This is a genomic window from Allofournierella sp. CML151 (assembly GCF_027853465.1).
Classification (GTDB): Bacteria; Bacillota; Clostridia; order Oscillospirales; family Ruminococcaceae; genus Allofournierella.
This window is the reverse complement of sequence record NZ_JAPNNW010000003.1, coordinates 159376-174072: the sequence shown is the minus strand read 5'-3', so window position 1 is coordinate 174072 and position 14697 is coordinate 159376. Positions and strand designations below refer to the sequence as shown.

Genomic DNA, 14697 nt, shown 5'->3' with positions numbered 1-14697 from the left:
ATGGGTCTGCCCAATTTATACATCTGCCACACCGCCTATCAGGTGCTGGTGGAGATGGTCCGGGCCATGGAGGACACAGTGGCCCCCGACCTCATCCTGAGCAGTGTCATTCCAAACACCGAAGAACTGGCCGGGCGGCTTTCCGCCACCGGCCTGTTCCGCTGTGTACGGGTTTTTGACGAAAACGCCTGCGGCAGCGCTATTCAGCCCGGTTTTCTGCGCACGCTGCTGTTGCAGCGGATCATGGGCCGCCGCAACGTGGAAAAATACTACGGCTTTTCCATTGACCCCAAGGCCTACGCAGCCATCTACATTCACAACGACTGGAGCGTGCTGGGCCGCTACCTGCAGGATCTGAAGGCCCCCTACGTGCTCTGTGAGGACACCATGGCCAGTACCTGCCGCCCCAGCCACCCCATCATCGACGAGCAGCGGGCCCAGCCCCATTTCCGGCTGCGGCAGAAGCTGGGCTACGGCTATCTGTACTGGGGCGACTACAAGCGGGTCAGCGCGGTGGAGACTGAGTGCGCTGCAAAGACCAATCTGTTCCCCCAAAAGCTTCGGGAGGATTCCAAAACCGACCGGTTCCACCGGCTTACCGAGGCCCAGAAGGGGCTGATCCGGCAGGTGTTCCTCACCCAGCCGCTGCCCGAAAAGGCCGAGGGCGCGGTGCTGTTTCTGCCCCGGGATTTTGTGCCGGACGGCTTGCTGGACGGCGAGACCCAGCAGAGGATGTTCACTGCCGTGGTGAAGGCTCACTGCACCGGCGGGCCTCTCTTCATCAAGACCCATCCCCGGGACTCCTTTGACTATTCGCGCCTGTTCCCGGAGGCAGTCATCCTGGAGCGCACCATGCCCAGCGAGGTACTGAATTTTGCGCTGCCCTTCCGGTTCAAAAAGGCGGTGACGGTGGAATCCACCGTGCTCAAGGCCCTGGAGGTGGCGGACGAAAAGCTGGAGCTGAGCCTTGACCAGGCGCTGGCTCTGCTCGGATAAACTGTTTTCCGGAGGCAACACCGCTCACAAAAAATTTTCCAGCGCGCTCCACCACCTGGAATTGTGCGGCATTGCCCTGAATGCTTTGAAATCAAGCGGCCCGTTCCATCGTTCATATTACGGGCCCGCAAGGAGGTTGTTCCTATGAAAATCATCGGCGTGATTCCCGCCCGGTACCAGTCCAGCCGTTTGCCCGGCAAGCCGCTGGCGGACATTCTGGGCAAACCCATGATCTGGTGGGTGTACCAGGCGGCAAAGAAATGTGAGAAGCTGGACGATCTGGTGATCGCCACCGACGACGAGCGGATCATGGAGGTCTGCCGCCGGTACGACATGCCCGCTCTCATGACCCGGGCCGACCACGACACCCCCACCGCCCGCATCCATGAGGTGAGCTGCATGCTGGACGCGGACCTGTACCTGCAGATCATGGGCGACGAGCCGCTGATCGACGCCCGGGCCTTTGACCTGATTCTGCCGGACACTCTGCCTGAGGACCCCTACTACGTGGCGGGCGTGACCAACATCATGGACCACCCGGCGGATGTGATCGACTTCTCCAACCAGAAGGTGGCCTGCAACGCCCGCCGGGAGATCCTGCTGATCTCCCGCAGCCCCATCCCCTACCCGAAGGGAACGGCGGATTTTGAGTACGAGAAGATCACCGGCATCCAGCTGTTCAGCAAAAAGGCGCTGGATTTCTACGCCGCTACCCCCAAAAGCGCGCTGGAAAAGGCCGAGGAAAACGACCTGATGCGCTTCATCGAAAACGGCCACACAGTACACGCTGTGGTTTCCCCCTACAAGACTGTATCGGTGGATACACCCAAGGACGTGGATATCGTATGCGATATTCTGAAACAGCGCGGCGCCACTGCTCAGTGAGGTACACGCAACCATGCCTTTGTTCAGTATCATCGTGCCTGTGTACCGGGCCGAAGCCTTTCTGCCCGCCTGCGTGGAAAGCATCCTGAGCCAGAGCGTCCCGGATTTTGAACTGATCCTGGTGGACGACGGCAGCCCGGACGGATGCGGCGCCTTGTGCGACAGCTTTGCCCAAAAGGACCCGAGGGTGCTGGTTTTTCATCAGGAGAACCAGGGCGTTTCCGCCGCCCGCAACCTGGGCCTGGAGAAGGCCTCCGGCGAATACATTCTTTTCGCGGACGCGGACGACCTGCTGCCCGCAGGCGCGCTGGCGGTGATTCAGGATGCTTGCCGCAAAATTGCCCCCACCGACTTTTTGTACTGGGATCACTGTGCCACCCTGCCGGACCAACCCTTTTCCGAGCCGGTCTTCACGCCGGTTCCCTTCCATGACCTGGGGCGGCTCTGGGCGGTGGAATATTCCGTCGGCTTTGTGTGGAACAAGCTGTTTTGCCGCGCTCTGCTGCAGAAATACGGCATTCGGTTTCCCGTCGGCATTCCCTATATGGAGGACAGCCTGTTCGTGCTGGACTACTGCCGGGCCATGCGCCGGGAAAACAGCGCCAGCAGCTTTTTGCATCTTTCGCTGCCGCTGTATGTGTACCAGCACAATAACGAGAACAGCATTACCCAGAACCATGGGCTTGCCTACACCCAGCGGCAATACAATGTGGTGCCGCAGCTGATCGACGCAGCCGCGGAGTTTCAGTGCCCTTCGGAGCAGATCGATCTGATGTACGCCCATTACCTGCAGTCTGTCTGCTACGGCATCTATCGGGTGGCCACAGCCCCCGGGCTGTCCTTCCTGAAAAAGCGGGCCGAACTGCACCGGCTGTTCTGTTGTGAACAGGCTCGCCGGATTCTGCATTACCACAAGCAAAACAAATTCTATTCCATCTATTATCTTCCCTTCCGGCTGCACAGCGCTTTGCTGATTCGCCTCTGGCATTGGGCGCAAACCCAAAACGAGGCCTTCTACTACGGCTATCTCAACGTTTATCCCCGCCGTTTTTTCTTCTCGAAATGGCGTACCCTGTGAACTGAGACCATTCCTCATGAAAGGAGCTGCTTTTATGCACAGCATCAAACTTCTGGACTGCACCCTGCGGGACGGCGGTTATATCAACGAATGGCGCTTTGGCTACGAAAACATCCGCGACATTGTGCGCAGCCTGGTGAAGGCGGGCACCGACATCGTGGAGGTGGGCTTCCTGCGCAATGTGGACTACGACCCGGACTGCACCCGCTGGAACACGGTGGCTGAGCTGAAGAAAATTCTGCCCGCCGACCGGAAAAACGTGATGTTCAGCGGCATGGCCCTGCACAACTTCTACGACATCGACAAGCTGGAGCCCTGGGACGGCACCGGCATCGACCTGATCCGGGTAACCTTCCACGACTACGACATCGAAGAAGGACTGGCCTTCTGCAAAAAGGCCCAGGACAAGGGCTACAAGATCAGCTGCAACCCCATCAACATCATGGGTTACTCGGATGCGGGCGTACTCTGGCTGGTGGAGCAGGTGAACAAGATCCATCCCTACGCATTCTCCATTGTGGACACCTTCGGCAGCATGCGCCAGCAGGATCTGGACCGCATCGTGAGCCTGGTGGACAACAACCTGGCCAAAGATATCACCCTGGGCCTGCACCTGCACGAAAACATGGCCCTCAGCTCCAGTCTGGCCCAGAGCTTTGTGAACAAGCACCTGAACCGGGACGTGATCGTGGACGCCAGCCTTCTGGGCATGGGCCGAACCCCCGGTAACCTGTGCATCGAGCTGATCGCCGATTATCTGAACCTGAACTTCGGCAAGCAGTACGACATCGACTGCATGCTGGATGCCATTCAGGATCAGATCATGCCCATCCGGGAAAAGGAGCCCTGGGGCTATTCCCCGCCCTACTTCCTGTCCGCCCGGTACAACCTGCATCGCAACTACGCCGAGCACCTGCTGGGCAAGGGCGATCTGTCCAACCGGGACATCAACCACATTCTGAGCCGCATCGCTCCCGAAAAGAAGACCGCCTTTGACGCCGCCTACGCGGACGAGCTGTATGCCCAGTACAAGGGCAGCGCCCTGGACGACGCGGCCGACCGGGCCAAGCTGGCCGAGCTGCTGGCAGGCCGGAAGATCCTGGCCCTGGCCCCCGGCCAGACGCTGGACACCCACCGGCAGGCCATCGAGGCCTACATCGCCGAAAACAGCCCGGTCATCATCAGCGCCAACTTCGTGCCCGAGCACTACAAGGCGGATTTCGCCTTCTTCACCAACGGCAAGCGCTTTGAAAAGCTGGAGGCCTGCCCCTGCGCGGTGATTGCCACCAGCAACCTGCAGGGCGAGGCGGATTACCGGCTGGACTACAACAGCCTGGCCGGAGCCTTCGACAAGGGCGCCAACAGCCTGATCATGCTGCTGCACCTGCTGGCCGAGCTGGGCGTGGACGAGGCTGCCATCGCCGGTGCGGACGGCTACGGTCCCGCGGGCGACAACTACTGTGACCCCCGCATGAAGAACCACACCCTGCGAGGCGCGGACTACAACCACGCCATGGCCGAAGCCATCCGGGCTCAGGAGCTGCGCGTGCGCTTCGTGACCCCCAGCTATTACGAAAAGGAGTAACATGCCCATGCAGACCAAGCTGCTTGTGCTGGACGTGGACGGCACCCTCACCGACGGGGGACTGTATCTGGATTCCACCGGCAACGAGACCAAGAAATTTTCCGTAAAGGACGGCGCGGGCCTTGTGATCGCCCGCACCGCCGGCATCAAGGTAATGATCCTCACCGGGCGGGAGAGCGTGCCTGTGCGCCGCCGGGCCGAGGAGCTGCATCTGGATTACTGCGTGCAGAACTGCAAAAAAAAGGCAGAGTATCTTGCCGCCTTCCTGGCCGAGCAGGGCCTTGCCCGGGAGGAAGTTGCCTATGTGGGCGACGACTGGAACGACATGGCGGCCATGAAGCTGTGCGGCTTTGTGGCCTGCCCCGCCGATGCCGCCCCTGAGGTGAAAGCCATTGCCCATTATGTCTGCCCCCAGAAGGGCGGCGAGGGTGCGGTGCGCGGCGCAGTGGAAAAGCTGCTGAAGGATGCCGGTCTGTTCGAGCAGGCGGTGAACGCCGCCTTCGGCGCGGGGGTGTGAGCCCATGTACGAAGCACTGAAGCAGGCGGCCTGGGCTGCCAATCTGGCCCTGCCCAAGGCAAACCTCTGCCTTGCCACCTGGGGCAATGCAAGCCAGGTGGACCGCCAGGCCGGAGTCTTTGCCATCAAGCCCTCCGGCGTGGATTATAGCTCCCTGCGTCCGGAGGACATGGTGGTGGTGCGCCTTTCGGACGGCAGCGTGGCCGAGGGCGAGCTGCGCCCCTCGTCGGACACCAAAACCCATCTGGAGCTGTACCGGGCTTTTCCCACCATCGGCGGAGTGGTCCACACCCACAGCCGGTGGGCCACCATCTTCGCCCAGGCCGGGCGGGAGATTCCGGCTCTGGGTACCACCCATGCCGACACCTTCTACGGCCCGGTGCCTTGTGCCCCTGCCCTGACCAAAGAGCAGATTGAGGGCGACTATGAAACCAACACCGGTCTGGTGCTGGCCGCCGCCTGTGCGGACTGCTACGAATCCATCCCTGCCGGGCTGGTCAAGGCCCACGGTCCCTTCACCTGGGGCAAGGATGCCGCCGGTGCGGTGGAAAACGCCATCATTCTGGAAGAGGTAGCCATGATGGCCTACCATAGCCTTGCGCTGGGTGCGCAGCCGGTGGACAGCTATCTGCTGGACAAGCACTACCTGCGCAAGCATGGCCCGGGTGCCTACTACGGCCAGACGGGCAAATAATTCAACCGGAAAGGGTTTTCCCATGGAAAAACTTCTCACACAAATCAAGCGGCACCGCCGCCTGCTGGGCGGCGCAGTACTGCTGGCTGTGGCCTTTTTCATCTTTGCCTGTGTCTGGCTCACCCAGGTGCGGGGCAACGGCGAAAAGAGCCGCAGCTGGATGATCAACGACCAGTTCAGCGAGTTCGCCCTCATCGACGACACCGTGACCCAGGATTTCGTCTGCGACCGGGACCTGCTTTATATGGGCTTTGCCTTCAAGGTGCAGAAAGCGGGCGACGAAGGCCCCACCGGCGTGCTGGAGCTTACCCTCACCGACCTGGATACCGGCGAGGTGCTGGCCACCAGTGAAGGCGACATGAGCAACATTCTGGACACCACCGAAGCCTACTACACCACGTTGGGGCTTTCCCAGCCGGTGGAGCTGACCGAGGCGGGCGAGCGCCATTACCGGGTGAGCCTGACCGCCCACTACACCGGCGAAGGGCGGCTGCTCATCGGCTACACCCCCACCGCCAACGAGGCCGGGCTGGGCCTGACCGTGAATGGCGAGTCCACCGAGGGCATGCTGGCCATCCTGGGCGTCTACGCCCAGATCGGCGGCTTTGTGACCAAGTTCTACTGGGTCATCGCCCTGCTGGCTCTGATCCTCATCGGTGCCGGATGGTGGCTGTTCACCGGAAAGAAATGCCCCCTGCACCGGATGGTCTTCTGCTTTGTGCTGGCGCTGGGCATCCTGTTCAACATGGTGCTGCCCCCTTACTCCGCGCCGGATGAGCAGTTTCATATCAACCAGAGCTTTACCCTGGCCTCCACCATCTACAACCCCTATCTGCCGGTGGCCCAAAGCCAGATTCACAGCAGCCTGCGCCGTCCCTCGGACGTGGACGTGATCGTGCAGGACGACGAAACCACGGTATTCACCTGGCAGCACATTGCCAAGAATCTGCTTACCACCAACTCCGACCCCTTCACCCACACCCAGGACTACGACGAGTATCAGGTGGATTCCAGCTACACCATGTACTGGATCAGCGCCCTCGGGGTGCTGGCAGGCTTTTTGCTCCGGCTGGGCTTCATCCCCACCCTGTTCCTGGGCAGGTTTACGAATCTTGTGTTCTTCGCCTTCCTGGCGGCCTGGGCGGTGAAGCGCACCCCGGTGGCCAAGGCGGTATTCGCCTCGGTGGCGCTTCTGCCCATGACGCTGCATCTGGCCGCCTCCTACAGCCGGGACTCCAACCTGCTGGCGCTCTGCCTGTTGTTCGCAGCGCTGGTGCTGGACCTGGCCTTCGGCCCCCGGGAGCAGATCGGCTGGAAGCAATTGATTCTGCCCGCGCTGGCCGGACTGCTGATCGTGCCCTCCAAAATCGTATATTTCCCGCTGGCGCTGCTGGTCTTTCTGATTCCGGCCGCCCGGCTGGGCCGCTTTTCCAAGGCAATCAAGGGAGGCTTCCTGGCCCTGTGTCTGGTGATTTTCTTCTTCAACGCAGGCGGACAGGTGATTCTGAACGACTTTATGAGCGGCAACACTCAGGTTGCAGCGGGAGCAGCCTCCACCAGCGTTTCCGCCGAAACCGCAGAAACGGCCCAAAGCACCGCCGAGCCGGCTCAAAGTGCGTCGGAAAGCGCCGCACAGAGCACAGCCTCGCTGCCGGAGAGCAGCGAGGGAGCCACCGCCCCGCAAACGGAAGAGGCCCCTGTGCAGGACGACAGCGTCTGCTACACCCTGCCCTACATTCTCTCTCACCCGCTGGACACCCTGGAGCTGGCCATCCGCTCGGTGGTGGAAAACGGCGACCATTACGTGAAGACCCTGATCGGCGGTACCCTGAGCTACTTCGACCCGGGCGTACAGATCGCCTGGACCTGGGTGGCCGCCCTGATGATTCTGCTGGTTCTGGCCTGGCTGCAGCCCGGCTTTGAGCTGCCGGTGTGGGCCAAGGCGGTCTGCCTGCTGATTGGGCTTGCCTGCTGCGGTCTGGCGGTGCTGGGCTGCATCTCCTGGACCCCCACCTATTACACCACCATCTACGGGCTGCAGGGCCGCTATTTCCTGCCGGTACTGAGCCTGCTGTTGCTGGCCCGCCCCAAACGGCTGCTGCTGCAGACCGACTGTACCCGCGGCCTGATCTACGCTGTAACTCTGGTGGATATTCTGGTTCTTTTCAATGCTTTTCTTTCCATTCTGGCCCGTTAAACGGCCATACGCCATCCGTTAAGGAGTACGATATCTGATGGATTACAAGCAAATTCCCCTGATCATCCCCTCTCTGGAGCCGGATGAAAAGCTACCCCGCCTGCTGGAGCAGCTGCACGCGGCGGGCATTCAGAACATCGTTCTGGTGGACGACGGCAGCGGCCCCGCCTACGCCCATTTCTTTGAAGATGCCCAGCAGCGCTGGGGCTGCCCTGTGCTGCGTCATGCGGTGAATCTGGGCAAGGGACGCGCACTCAAGACCGCCTTTAACTACTGCCTGAACACCTGGCCGGATGCCCCCGGCTGCGTGACCGCCGATTCCGACGGCCAGCACACCCCGGAGTGCATTCTCAAGGTGATGAAGGCTCTTACTGAACGGCCGGACGCCCTGATCCTGGGCTGTCGTGACTTCGACGAGAAGGACGTGCCGCTGCGCTCCAGCTTCGGCAACAAGTGTACCCGCTTTGTATTCAAGGCGCTGGTGGGCCTTTCCATCACCGATACCCAGACCGGCCTGCGGGCCATTCCCACCTCCTTCATGAAGACTCTGATGCATTCCGGCGGCGAGCGGTTTGAATTTGAATCCAACATGCTCATCGACACCAAGGAAGCCGGGGTGCCCATCGTGGAGGTGCCCATCGAGACGGTATACATCGAGGAAAATAAGACCAGCCACTTCAACCCCCTGCGGGACTCCGCCCGCATCTACGCGGTGTTCGGCAAGTTTCTGTTCTCGTCCCTGTCCTCCAGCGTGGTGGACCTGGTGCTGTTCAGCCTGTTCTGCATGCTGCTGAACTCCTTTGTGTCCGGTACTTTGTATATTACCCTGGCCACCGTCTGCGCCCGGGTGATCTCGGCCACCTACAACTACCTGCTGAACTACAAACTGGTGTTCAAGAGCCGGGAGCACCATGGCATGGCCGCGGGCAAATACTTTTTGCTGGCAGTGGTGCAGATGGCCTGCTCCGCCGGGCTGGTCAGCCTGCTGTACGCCTTGACCGGCGGATTCTCGGAACTGGTGATCAAGATCTTTGTGGACGTGTTCCTGTTCTTCATCAGCTTCCAGATTCAGCGGGAATTCGTTTACAAAAAGCGCGGGGCATAACCCCGCCGTACACAGGAGGTTTCGCTTCGTGACCATCTGTTTTTTCTCCGCTCAGTATCTGCCCACCGTTGGCGGCGTGGAGCGCTACACCTTCAATCTGGCCCGCCGGGTGGTGGCTGCCGGACACACCGCCATTGTGGTGACCAGCGCTCTTCCCGGCCTGCCGGAGCTTGAAACCGACGAGCACGGCATCCGCATCTACCGGCTGCCGGTCTGGCCGCTGATGAACGGCCGGTTCCCGGTGCTGAAACCGGGGCGGGCGTTCCGGGCGCTGGCACAGAAGCTTTGGGCCGAGCCCATCGGCTTCTGTGTCATCAACACCCGTTTTTACATCAGCAGCCTGTACGCGGCCCGGCAGTGCCGCAAGCGAGGCATTCCCGCTATTGTGGTGGACCACTCCACCGGTCATCTGCCCATGGGCAATCCGCTGCTGAATGCCGCCGGAGCCTGCTATGAGCATCTGGCGGCGGTCTGGCTGAAGGCCTGTCGTCCCCGCTTTTTCGGCGTGAGCCGTGCGGTGTGCCGTTGGCTGGAGCACTTTGGCATCCAGCCGGAGGGGCAGCTGTACAACGCGGTGGACCCCGCCGAGGTGCGGGCGCTGACCCAAGCTTCGGACGCTGTGGACTGGCGGGTCCGGCTGGGTCTTCCCACCGATGAAAAACTGGTGGTCTTTCTGGGCCGGGTGATCCCGGAAAAGGGTGTGGCCGAGCTGATCGAGGCCTTTGCCCACGCCGATCTGCCCGGGTGCAGCCTGGTGGTGGCGGGCGACGGTCCGCTGCTGCCCAAGCTGCGGGAAAACTGCCCGCCGAAGGTGCATCTGGCAGGGGCAGTGCCCTATGCCCAGGCCATGCAGCTGCTGGCCCAGGCCCAGCTGTACTGCCTGCCCACCTACTACGCCGAAGGTTTCCCCACCACCTTTCTGGAAGCGGCAGCCTGCGGCTGCCCTATTCTGACCACCCGCACCGGCGGCAGTGACGAGCTGCTGCCGGATGAAAGCTACGGCGTCCAGCTGGACGGGGTGGACCCCCAGGCACTGACCGCTGCGCTGAAACGCTGCCTGACGGATCATGCATGGGGCGCTGCAGCGGCCCAAAAGACCGCCGCCCGTCTGGAGGAGCACTTCACCTGGGACGCCGTGACCCGCGAGCTTCTGCGGCTTGCCGAAGCCCAACAACCTGACTGCAAAGGAAATTGAACGCTTATGTCCAAGCTATTGATCGTCATCCCCGCCTACAACGAGGAAGGAAACATCGTTCGTGTGGTGAACGAGCTTGTGGCCCGTTACCCCCAATACGACTATGTGGTGGTGAACGACGGCAGCCGTGACCGCACCGCCGCACTCTGCCGCCAGCACGGGTTCCGGCTGATTGACCTGCCGGTGAACCTGGGTCTGGCCGGAGCCTTCCAGACCGGGCTGCGCTATGCTGCCGAAAACGGTTACGACTGTGCCCTGCAGTTCGACGCGGACGGCCAGCACAAGCCGGAATACATCCAGCCCATGCTGGATGAGCTGGAAAACGGAGCCGATATTGTAATCGGCAGCCGGTTCCTCACCGTGAAAAAGCCCAAAAGCCTGCGGATGCTGGGCAGCTATCTGATCAGCTGGGCCATCCGCCTGACCACCGGCCAGGCCATCTGCGATCCCACCAGCGGCATGCGGATGTTCAACCGCCGCATGGTGGAGGAATTCGCCTTGAATCTGAACTACGGCCCCGAGCCGGACACCATCAGCTACCTGATCAAGAACGGCGCGGTAGTGCGGGAGATCCAGGTGGAGATGGGCGAACGGCTCACCGGCACCAGTTACCTGAACTTCGCCCGCTCGGTGGAATACATGCTCAAGATGGGCCTGTCCATCTTGCTGATCCAGTGGTTCCGCAAACGGGAGCCCGTGACCTTCTATTACCCGGAAAGGAGAGACTGAACGCCATGTCCCCACTGCTTCCCTTTGCGCTGCGCGCACTTCTGATCTGCGGCAGCCTGTGCACCACCCTGTTCATCCTTCGCCGGGTACGCCAGGCAAAGGTTCAAATCGAGGATTCCATCTTCTGGCTGCTGTTTTCCGGCTGCCTGCTGCTGCTTAGCCTGTTCCCGGAGATCACCACCTGGGTGGCCCGCAAATTCGGTTTTGTGAGCGAAATCAATGTGGTGTATCTTGCCATCATCTTTTTGCTGCTCATCAAGCAGTTTTACATGTCGGTGCGGATCAGCCAGATGGATTCCAAGCTGAAGAGCCTGACCCAGAAGGTGGCTCTGAACGAGGAAAAGATCGAACGGGGCAAGCTGGACCTGTAAACCGGCGTGCCATTGTGTTTCTGAGTCGTTTATGGTATAATAAAAATAATATATATCAACCGACTGGAGGGTTTTTACAATGGCATATACCCCGAAACTGACCTACAAGGGCAAGCCTTTGGTGCGCTGCGGCAACGAGATCTACTACGGCAGCCTGGCTGATCCCTTTGTGATTTTTATGCAGATTCTCACCGAAAAGGAAGAAAACGGCATGAAGATGGCCGATAAGATCCATGTGATGCTCATGAGCACCGACGCCTCCAAGCCCCTGCCCGAGCGTGTGGTAAAGCAGAGCAGCAAAACCGGCCTGTACACCGCTCTGGAGATCGGCTCCATGTGGCTGGAGCGTGCTTTGAAGGAAGCACCCGCCAAGAAATAACGCCGCTTCCCCACAAAAAACAACGCGCACTGTTCCACGCCCGGAGCAGTGCGCATTAATTTTGCCCTCGCTCCGAAAAGGCGCGGACAGCAGGAAAGGATGGCTGCAGCAAGATGACATTTCCCCATTTTCACCGGACAGCCGGAGGCGGGCAGGTGGATTTTTCTGGCCCCAACGTGCGCCGCAGCGTGCTTGCGGTGGCAGCGCCCATGCTGGTGGCCCAGATTCTGAACCTTTTGTACAACATCGTGGATCGGATCTACATCGGCAAAATTCCCGGTCACGGCACGCTGGCGCTGGCCGGACTGGGGCTTTGCTTCCCTCTTATTACCCTGATCACCGCCTTTGCCAATCTGTTCGGGGTAGGCGGCGCGCCGCTGTGCTCCATCGCCCGGGGCCAGAAGGACCTGAACAGTGCCCGGACCATCCTGGCCAACGCCTGGTTCATGCTGATGGCCTGTGGGCTGGTACTTACGGTTGTGGGCATCGTATTCCACAAGCCGCTGCTCTATCTGTTCGGTGCCAGCGGCGACACCTACTCCTACGCGGCCCAGTACATAACCATCTATCTGCTGGGTACCGTATTCGTGATGACCTCGCTGGGAATGAACCCCTACATCAACAGCCAGGGCTTTGCCCGCACCGGTATGCTCACCGTGCTGCTGGGTGCAGTGTCCAACATCATCCTGGACCCCATCCTGATCTTCGGTCTGGGACTGGGCGTGCGGGGTGCTGCCATTGCCACCGTGCTCTCCCAGCTGCTTTCGGCGGTATGGGTGATGGCCTTTCTCACCGGGCCGAAGGCGGAGCTGCGGCTGGTGCTGAAGGGCTTCCGGCCGGACGTCGGCATCATCAAGCGCATTCTGGCGCTGGGTACCTCCAGCTTTGTGATGGGCTTCACCGACAGCCTGGTCCAGGTGGCCTGCAACTCCACCCTGAGCGCCTTCGGCGGGGATCTGTACATCAGTGTGATGACGGTAATCAACTCGGTGCGGCAGATTGCGCAGACACCGGTGCTGGCTCTTTCCGACGGTGCATCCCCGGTAATCAGCTACAACTACGGGGCACGGATGGCGGATCGTGTGCGGGCGGCCATCCGTTTCATGACTCAGCTGGGCTTCGGCTATACCCTGCTGATCTGGGGGCTGATCTCCCTGTTTCCGGAGACCTTCATCCGCATCTTCAACCCGGACCCGGAGCTGATGGCCATTGCGGTGCCCTCGCTGCACATCTATTTCTTCGGCTTTGTGATGATGGCCTTCCAGTTCTCCGGCCAGAGCGTGTTCAAATCGCTGAACAAGGCAAAGCTGGCCATCTTCTTCTCGCTGCTGCGCAAGGCGATCATTGTGGTGCCTCTCACCCTGCTGCTGCCCCATGTGGGCGGGCTTGGCGTAAACGGCGTATTCCTGGCCGAGCCCATCTCCAACCTGATCGGCGGCCTCGCCTGCTACATCACCATGCGCCGTACCGTGATGCCGGAGCTCTCGGCCATGGAGCGGGCCAAATCCGCCCGATAAAGAGCCTTTCCAGCGTTTTTTTCACTTGCAGAGAGAAACTTTATCTTTTATGCAAAAACTGTTTTAACCGCAAAAAACGGCGGATGGTAATTGCCATCCGCCGTTTTTTATTTTGTTTGACTTAAGGAGCAATCAGAGGATTACTCGTTCTCCTCGGTGCAGTCCTCGCACTCGCAGTCCTCACCGCACTCGCTGAATTCGATCTCGAACTCGGCGCCGCAGTTGCCGCAGCAAACCTGCTCGTTCAGCAGGGTGTCCTCGTCCACGACGGTCACCGCACCGCAGTTGGGGCAGGTCAGCTCGTACTCGGCTTCCACTTCCTCGTCCTCGTCGTCTTCCTCTTCTTCGTCGTCCTCGTCCTCGTCGTCACCGAACACGGCTTCTTCCAAGTCGTCCATATCCTCGTCCATGGCGTCCAGCTCATCGTAGACCTGGTCCAGGTCGTCATCCATATCAGCCACGGTGTCGCACAGATCCTCCAGCAGGTCGTACATGGCCTTCAGGACCTTGCCTTCCTTGCTGTCGCCGATCTCCAGACCCTCCATCAGGCCCTTCAGGTATGCAGCACGCTCTTTCAGTTCCATTGTTCATTCCTCCTTTGAAGAAGTATCAAACATTTTTATGACCACGCTCCCGCCCCCGAAAACCGGCGGCGAGGCGCTCACACTGGGTAAAACAAAACCTGGGCGGCGGCAAAGCCGCCGCCCAGGTGAATGCGTTCAGGGGTCAAGCCTAAAATCAGGCGCGCTCCATGTACTCGCCGGTGCGGGTGTCCACACGGATCATGTCGCCCTCGTTGATGAACAGAGGCACGCGGATCTCGGCGCCGGTCTCCAGCTTGGCGGGCTTCAGGGTGTTGGTGGCGGTGTTGCCCTTGAAGCCGGGCTCGGTCTCGGTGACCTGCAGCACAACAAAGTTGGGAGCCTCCAGGCCGAACACGTTGCCCTTGTAGCTCAGGATCTTAACCATCTCGTTCTCCTTCACGAACTTGAAGGAGTCGGACAGATCATGCTCGTTCAGGGGGATCTGCTCGTAGGTCTCGGTGTCCATGAAGTAGTACAGGCCGCCGTCCTCGTACAGGTACTGCATCTCACGGCGCTCGATGAAGGCGGTGGGGAACTTGTCGCTGGGGTTGTAGCTCTTCTCGGTCACGGCACCGGTGATCACGTTCTTGGTCTTGGTGCGCACGAAGGCAGCGCCCTTGCCGGGCTTAACATGCTGGAACTCCACAACCTGGAGCACGTTGCCGTTCTCTTCAAAAGTTACGCCATTGCGAAAATCGCCTGCAGAAATCATAAATGATCCTCCAATTAAAATTTATTCTGGCCCGGCCAAACCGGCCTTGCGCTGCCAGCGCCGCGGCCTGGCTGCTGCTGTTGAGCGGCAGCGATGCGGCGCGGGCATTCACTGACATATCTGTTATTATTCTACCCCAGAAACGGCTATTTT

General features: G+C 60.3%; 15 protein-coding genes. 13 read left to right on the top strand and 2 right to left on the bottom strand.

What is annotated here, in order from left to right; all coding sequences use genetic code 11:
- The 13 genes from PH256_RS03725 (at window position 1) to PH256_RS03665 (ending at window position 13248) form a co-directional block, all read left to right on the top strand.
- Complete coding sequence (locus PH256_RS03725; protein WP_270913032.1) at window positions 1–996, top strand: hypothetical protein; 996 nt, start codon at window positions 1–3, stop codon at window positions 994–996.
- 144 nt (window positions 997–1140) lie between these two features.
- Window positions 1141–1881: a 3-deoxy-manno-octulosonate cytidylyltransferase gene (locus PH256_RS03720; protein WP_270913031.1), complete on the top strand. Its 741-nt coding sequence runs from the start codon at window positions 1141–1143 to the stop codon at window positions 1879–1881.
- Window positions 1882–1894: 13 nt separating this feature from the next.
- Window positions 1895–2959: a glycosyltransferase family 2 protein gene (locus PH256_RS03715; protein WP_270913030.1), complete on the top strand. Its 1065-nt coding sequence runs from the start codon at window positions 1895–1897 to the stop codon at window positions 2957–2959.
- Between the two features lie 34 nt (window positions 2960–2993).
- Window positions 2994–4544, top strand: coding sequence for an aldolase catalytic domain-containing protein (locus PH256_RS03710; protein WP_270913029.1), 1551 nt, complete (start codon window positions 2994–2996; stop codon window positions 4542–4544).
- 7 nt (window positions 4545–4551) lie between these two features.
- Window positions 4552–5061 carry a KdsC family phosphatase gene (locus PH256_RS03705; protein WP_270913028.1) on the top strand — a complete coding sequence of 170 codons (510 nt, stop codon included), beginning with the start codon at window positions 4552–4554 and terminating at the stop codon, window positions 5059–5061.
- Window positions 5062–5065: 4 nt separating this feature from the next.
- Window positions 5066–5755 carry an L-ribulose-5-phosphate 4-epimerase AraD gene (araD, locus tag PH256_RS03700; protein ID WP_270913027.1) on the top strand — a complete coding sequence of 230 codons (690 nt, stop codon included), beginning with the start codon at window positions 5066–5068 and terminating at the stop codon, window positions 5753–5755.
- 22 nt (window positions 5756–5777) lie between these two features.
- Window positions 5778–7952 carry a DUF2142 domain-containing protein gene (locus tag PH256_RS03695; RefSeq protein WP_270913025.1) on the top strand — a complete coding sequence of 725 codons (2175 nt, stop codon included), beginning with the start codon at window positions 5778–5780 and terminating at the stop codon, window positions 7950–7952.
- Between the two features lie 37 nt (window positions 7953–7989).
- Window positions 7990–9057, top strand: a complete 1068-nt coding sequence (locus PH256_RS03690; protein ID WP_270913023.1) for a bifunctional glycosyltransferase family 2/GtrA family protein — start codon at window positions 7990–7992, stop codon at window positions 9055–9057.
- 28 nt (window positions 9058–9085) lie between these two features.
- Window positions 9086–10252, top strand: a complete 1167-nt coding sequence (locus PH256_RS03685; RefSeq protein ID WP_270913021.1) for a glycosyltransferase family 4 protein — start codon at window positions 9086–9088, stop codon at window positions 10250–10252.
- A gap of 6 nt (window positions 10253–10258) precedes the next feature.
- A complete protein-coding gene (locus PH256_RS03680) occupies window positions 10259–10981 on the top strand; it encodes a glycosyltransferase family 2 protein (protein ID WP_087183478.1) in 723 nt (240 codons plus the stop codon).
- A gap of 5 nt (window positions 10982–10986) precedes the next feature.
- Window positions 10987–11352 (top strand): DUF2304 domain-containing protein, encoded by a 366-nt coding sequence (locus tag PH256_RS03675; protein WP_087183479.1) that lies wholly within the window; start codon window positions 10987–10989, stop codon window positions 11350–11352.
- Between the two features lie 79 nt (window positions 11353–11431).
- Complete coding sequence (locus PH256_RS03670) at window positions 11432–11731, top strand: hypothetical protein (RefSeq protein WP_087183480.1); 300 nt, start codon at window positions 11432–11434, stop codon at window positions 11729–11731.
- A gap of 113 nt (window positions 11732–11844) precedes the next feature.
- Complete coding sequence (locus tag PH256_RS03665) at window positions 11845–13248, top strand: MATE family efflux transporter (RefSeq protein WP_270913016.1); 1404 nt, start codon at window positions 11845–11847, stop codon at window positions 13246–13248.
- 140 nt (window positions 13249–13388) lie between these two features.
- Here PH256_RS03665 and PH256_RS03660 read toward each other — a convergent pair whose 3' ends face one another.
- On the bottom strand, window positions 13389–13832 hold the full coding sequence (locus PH256_RS03660; protein WP_143424497.1) for a CD1247 N-terminal domain-containing protein: 444 nt from the start codon (window positions 13830–13832) through the stop codon (window positions 13389–13391).
- A 154-nt stretch (window positions 13833–13986) separates the two neighbouring features.
- Complete coding sequence (gene efp / locus PH256_RS03655; RefSeq protein WP_058963230.1) at window positions 13987–14544, bottom strand: elongation factor P; 558 nt, start codon at window positions 14542–14544, stop codon at window positions 13987–13989.
- Window positions 14545–14697 lie beyond the last annotated feature (153 nt).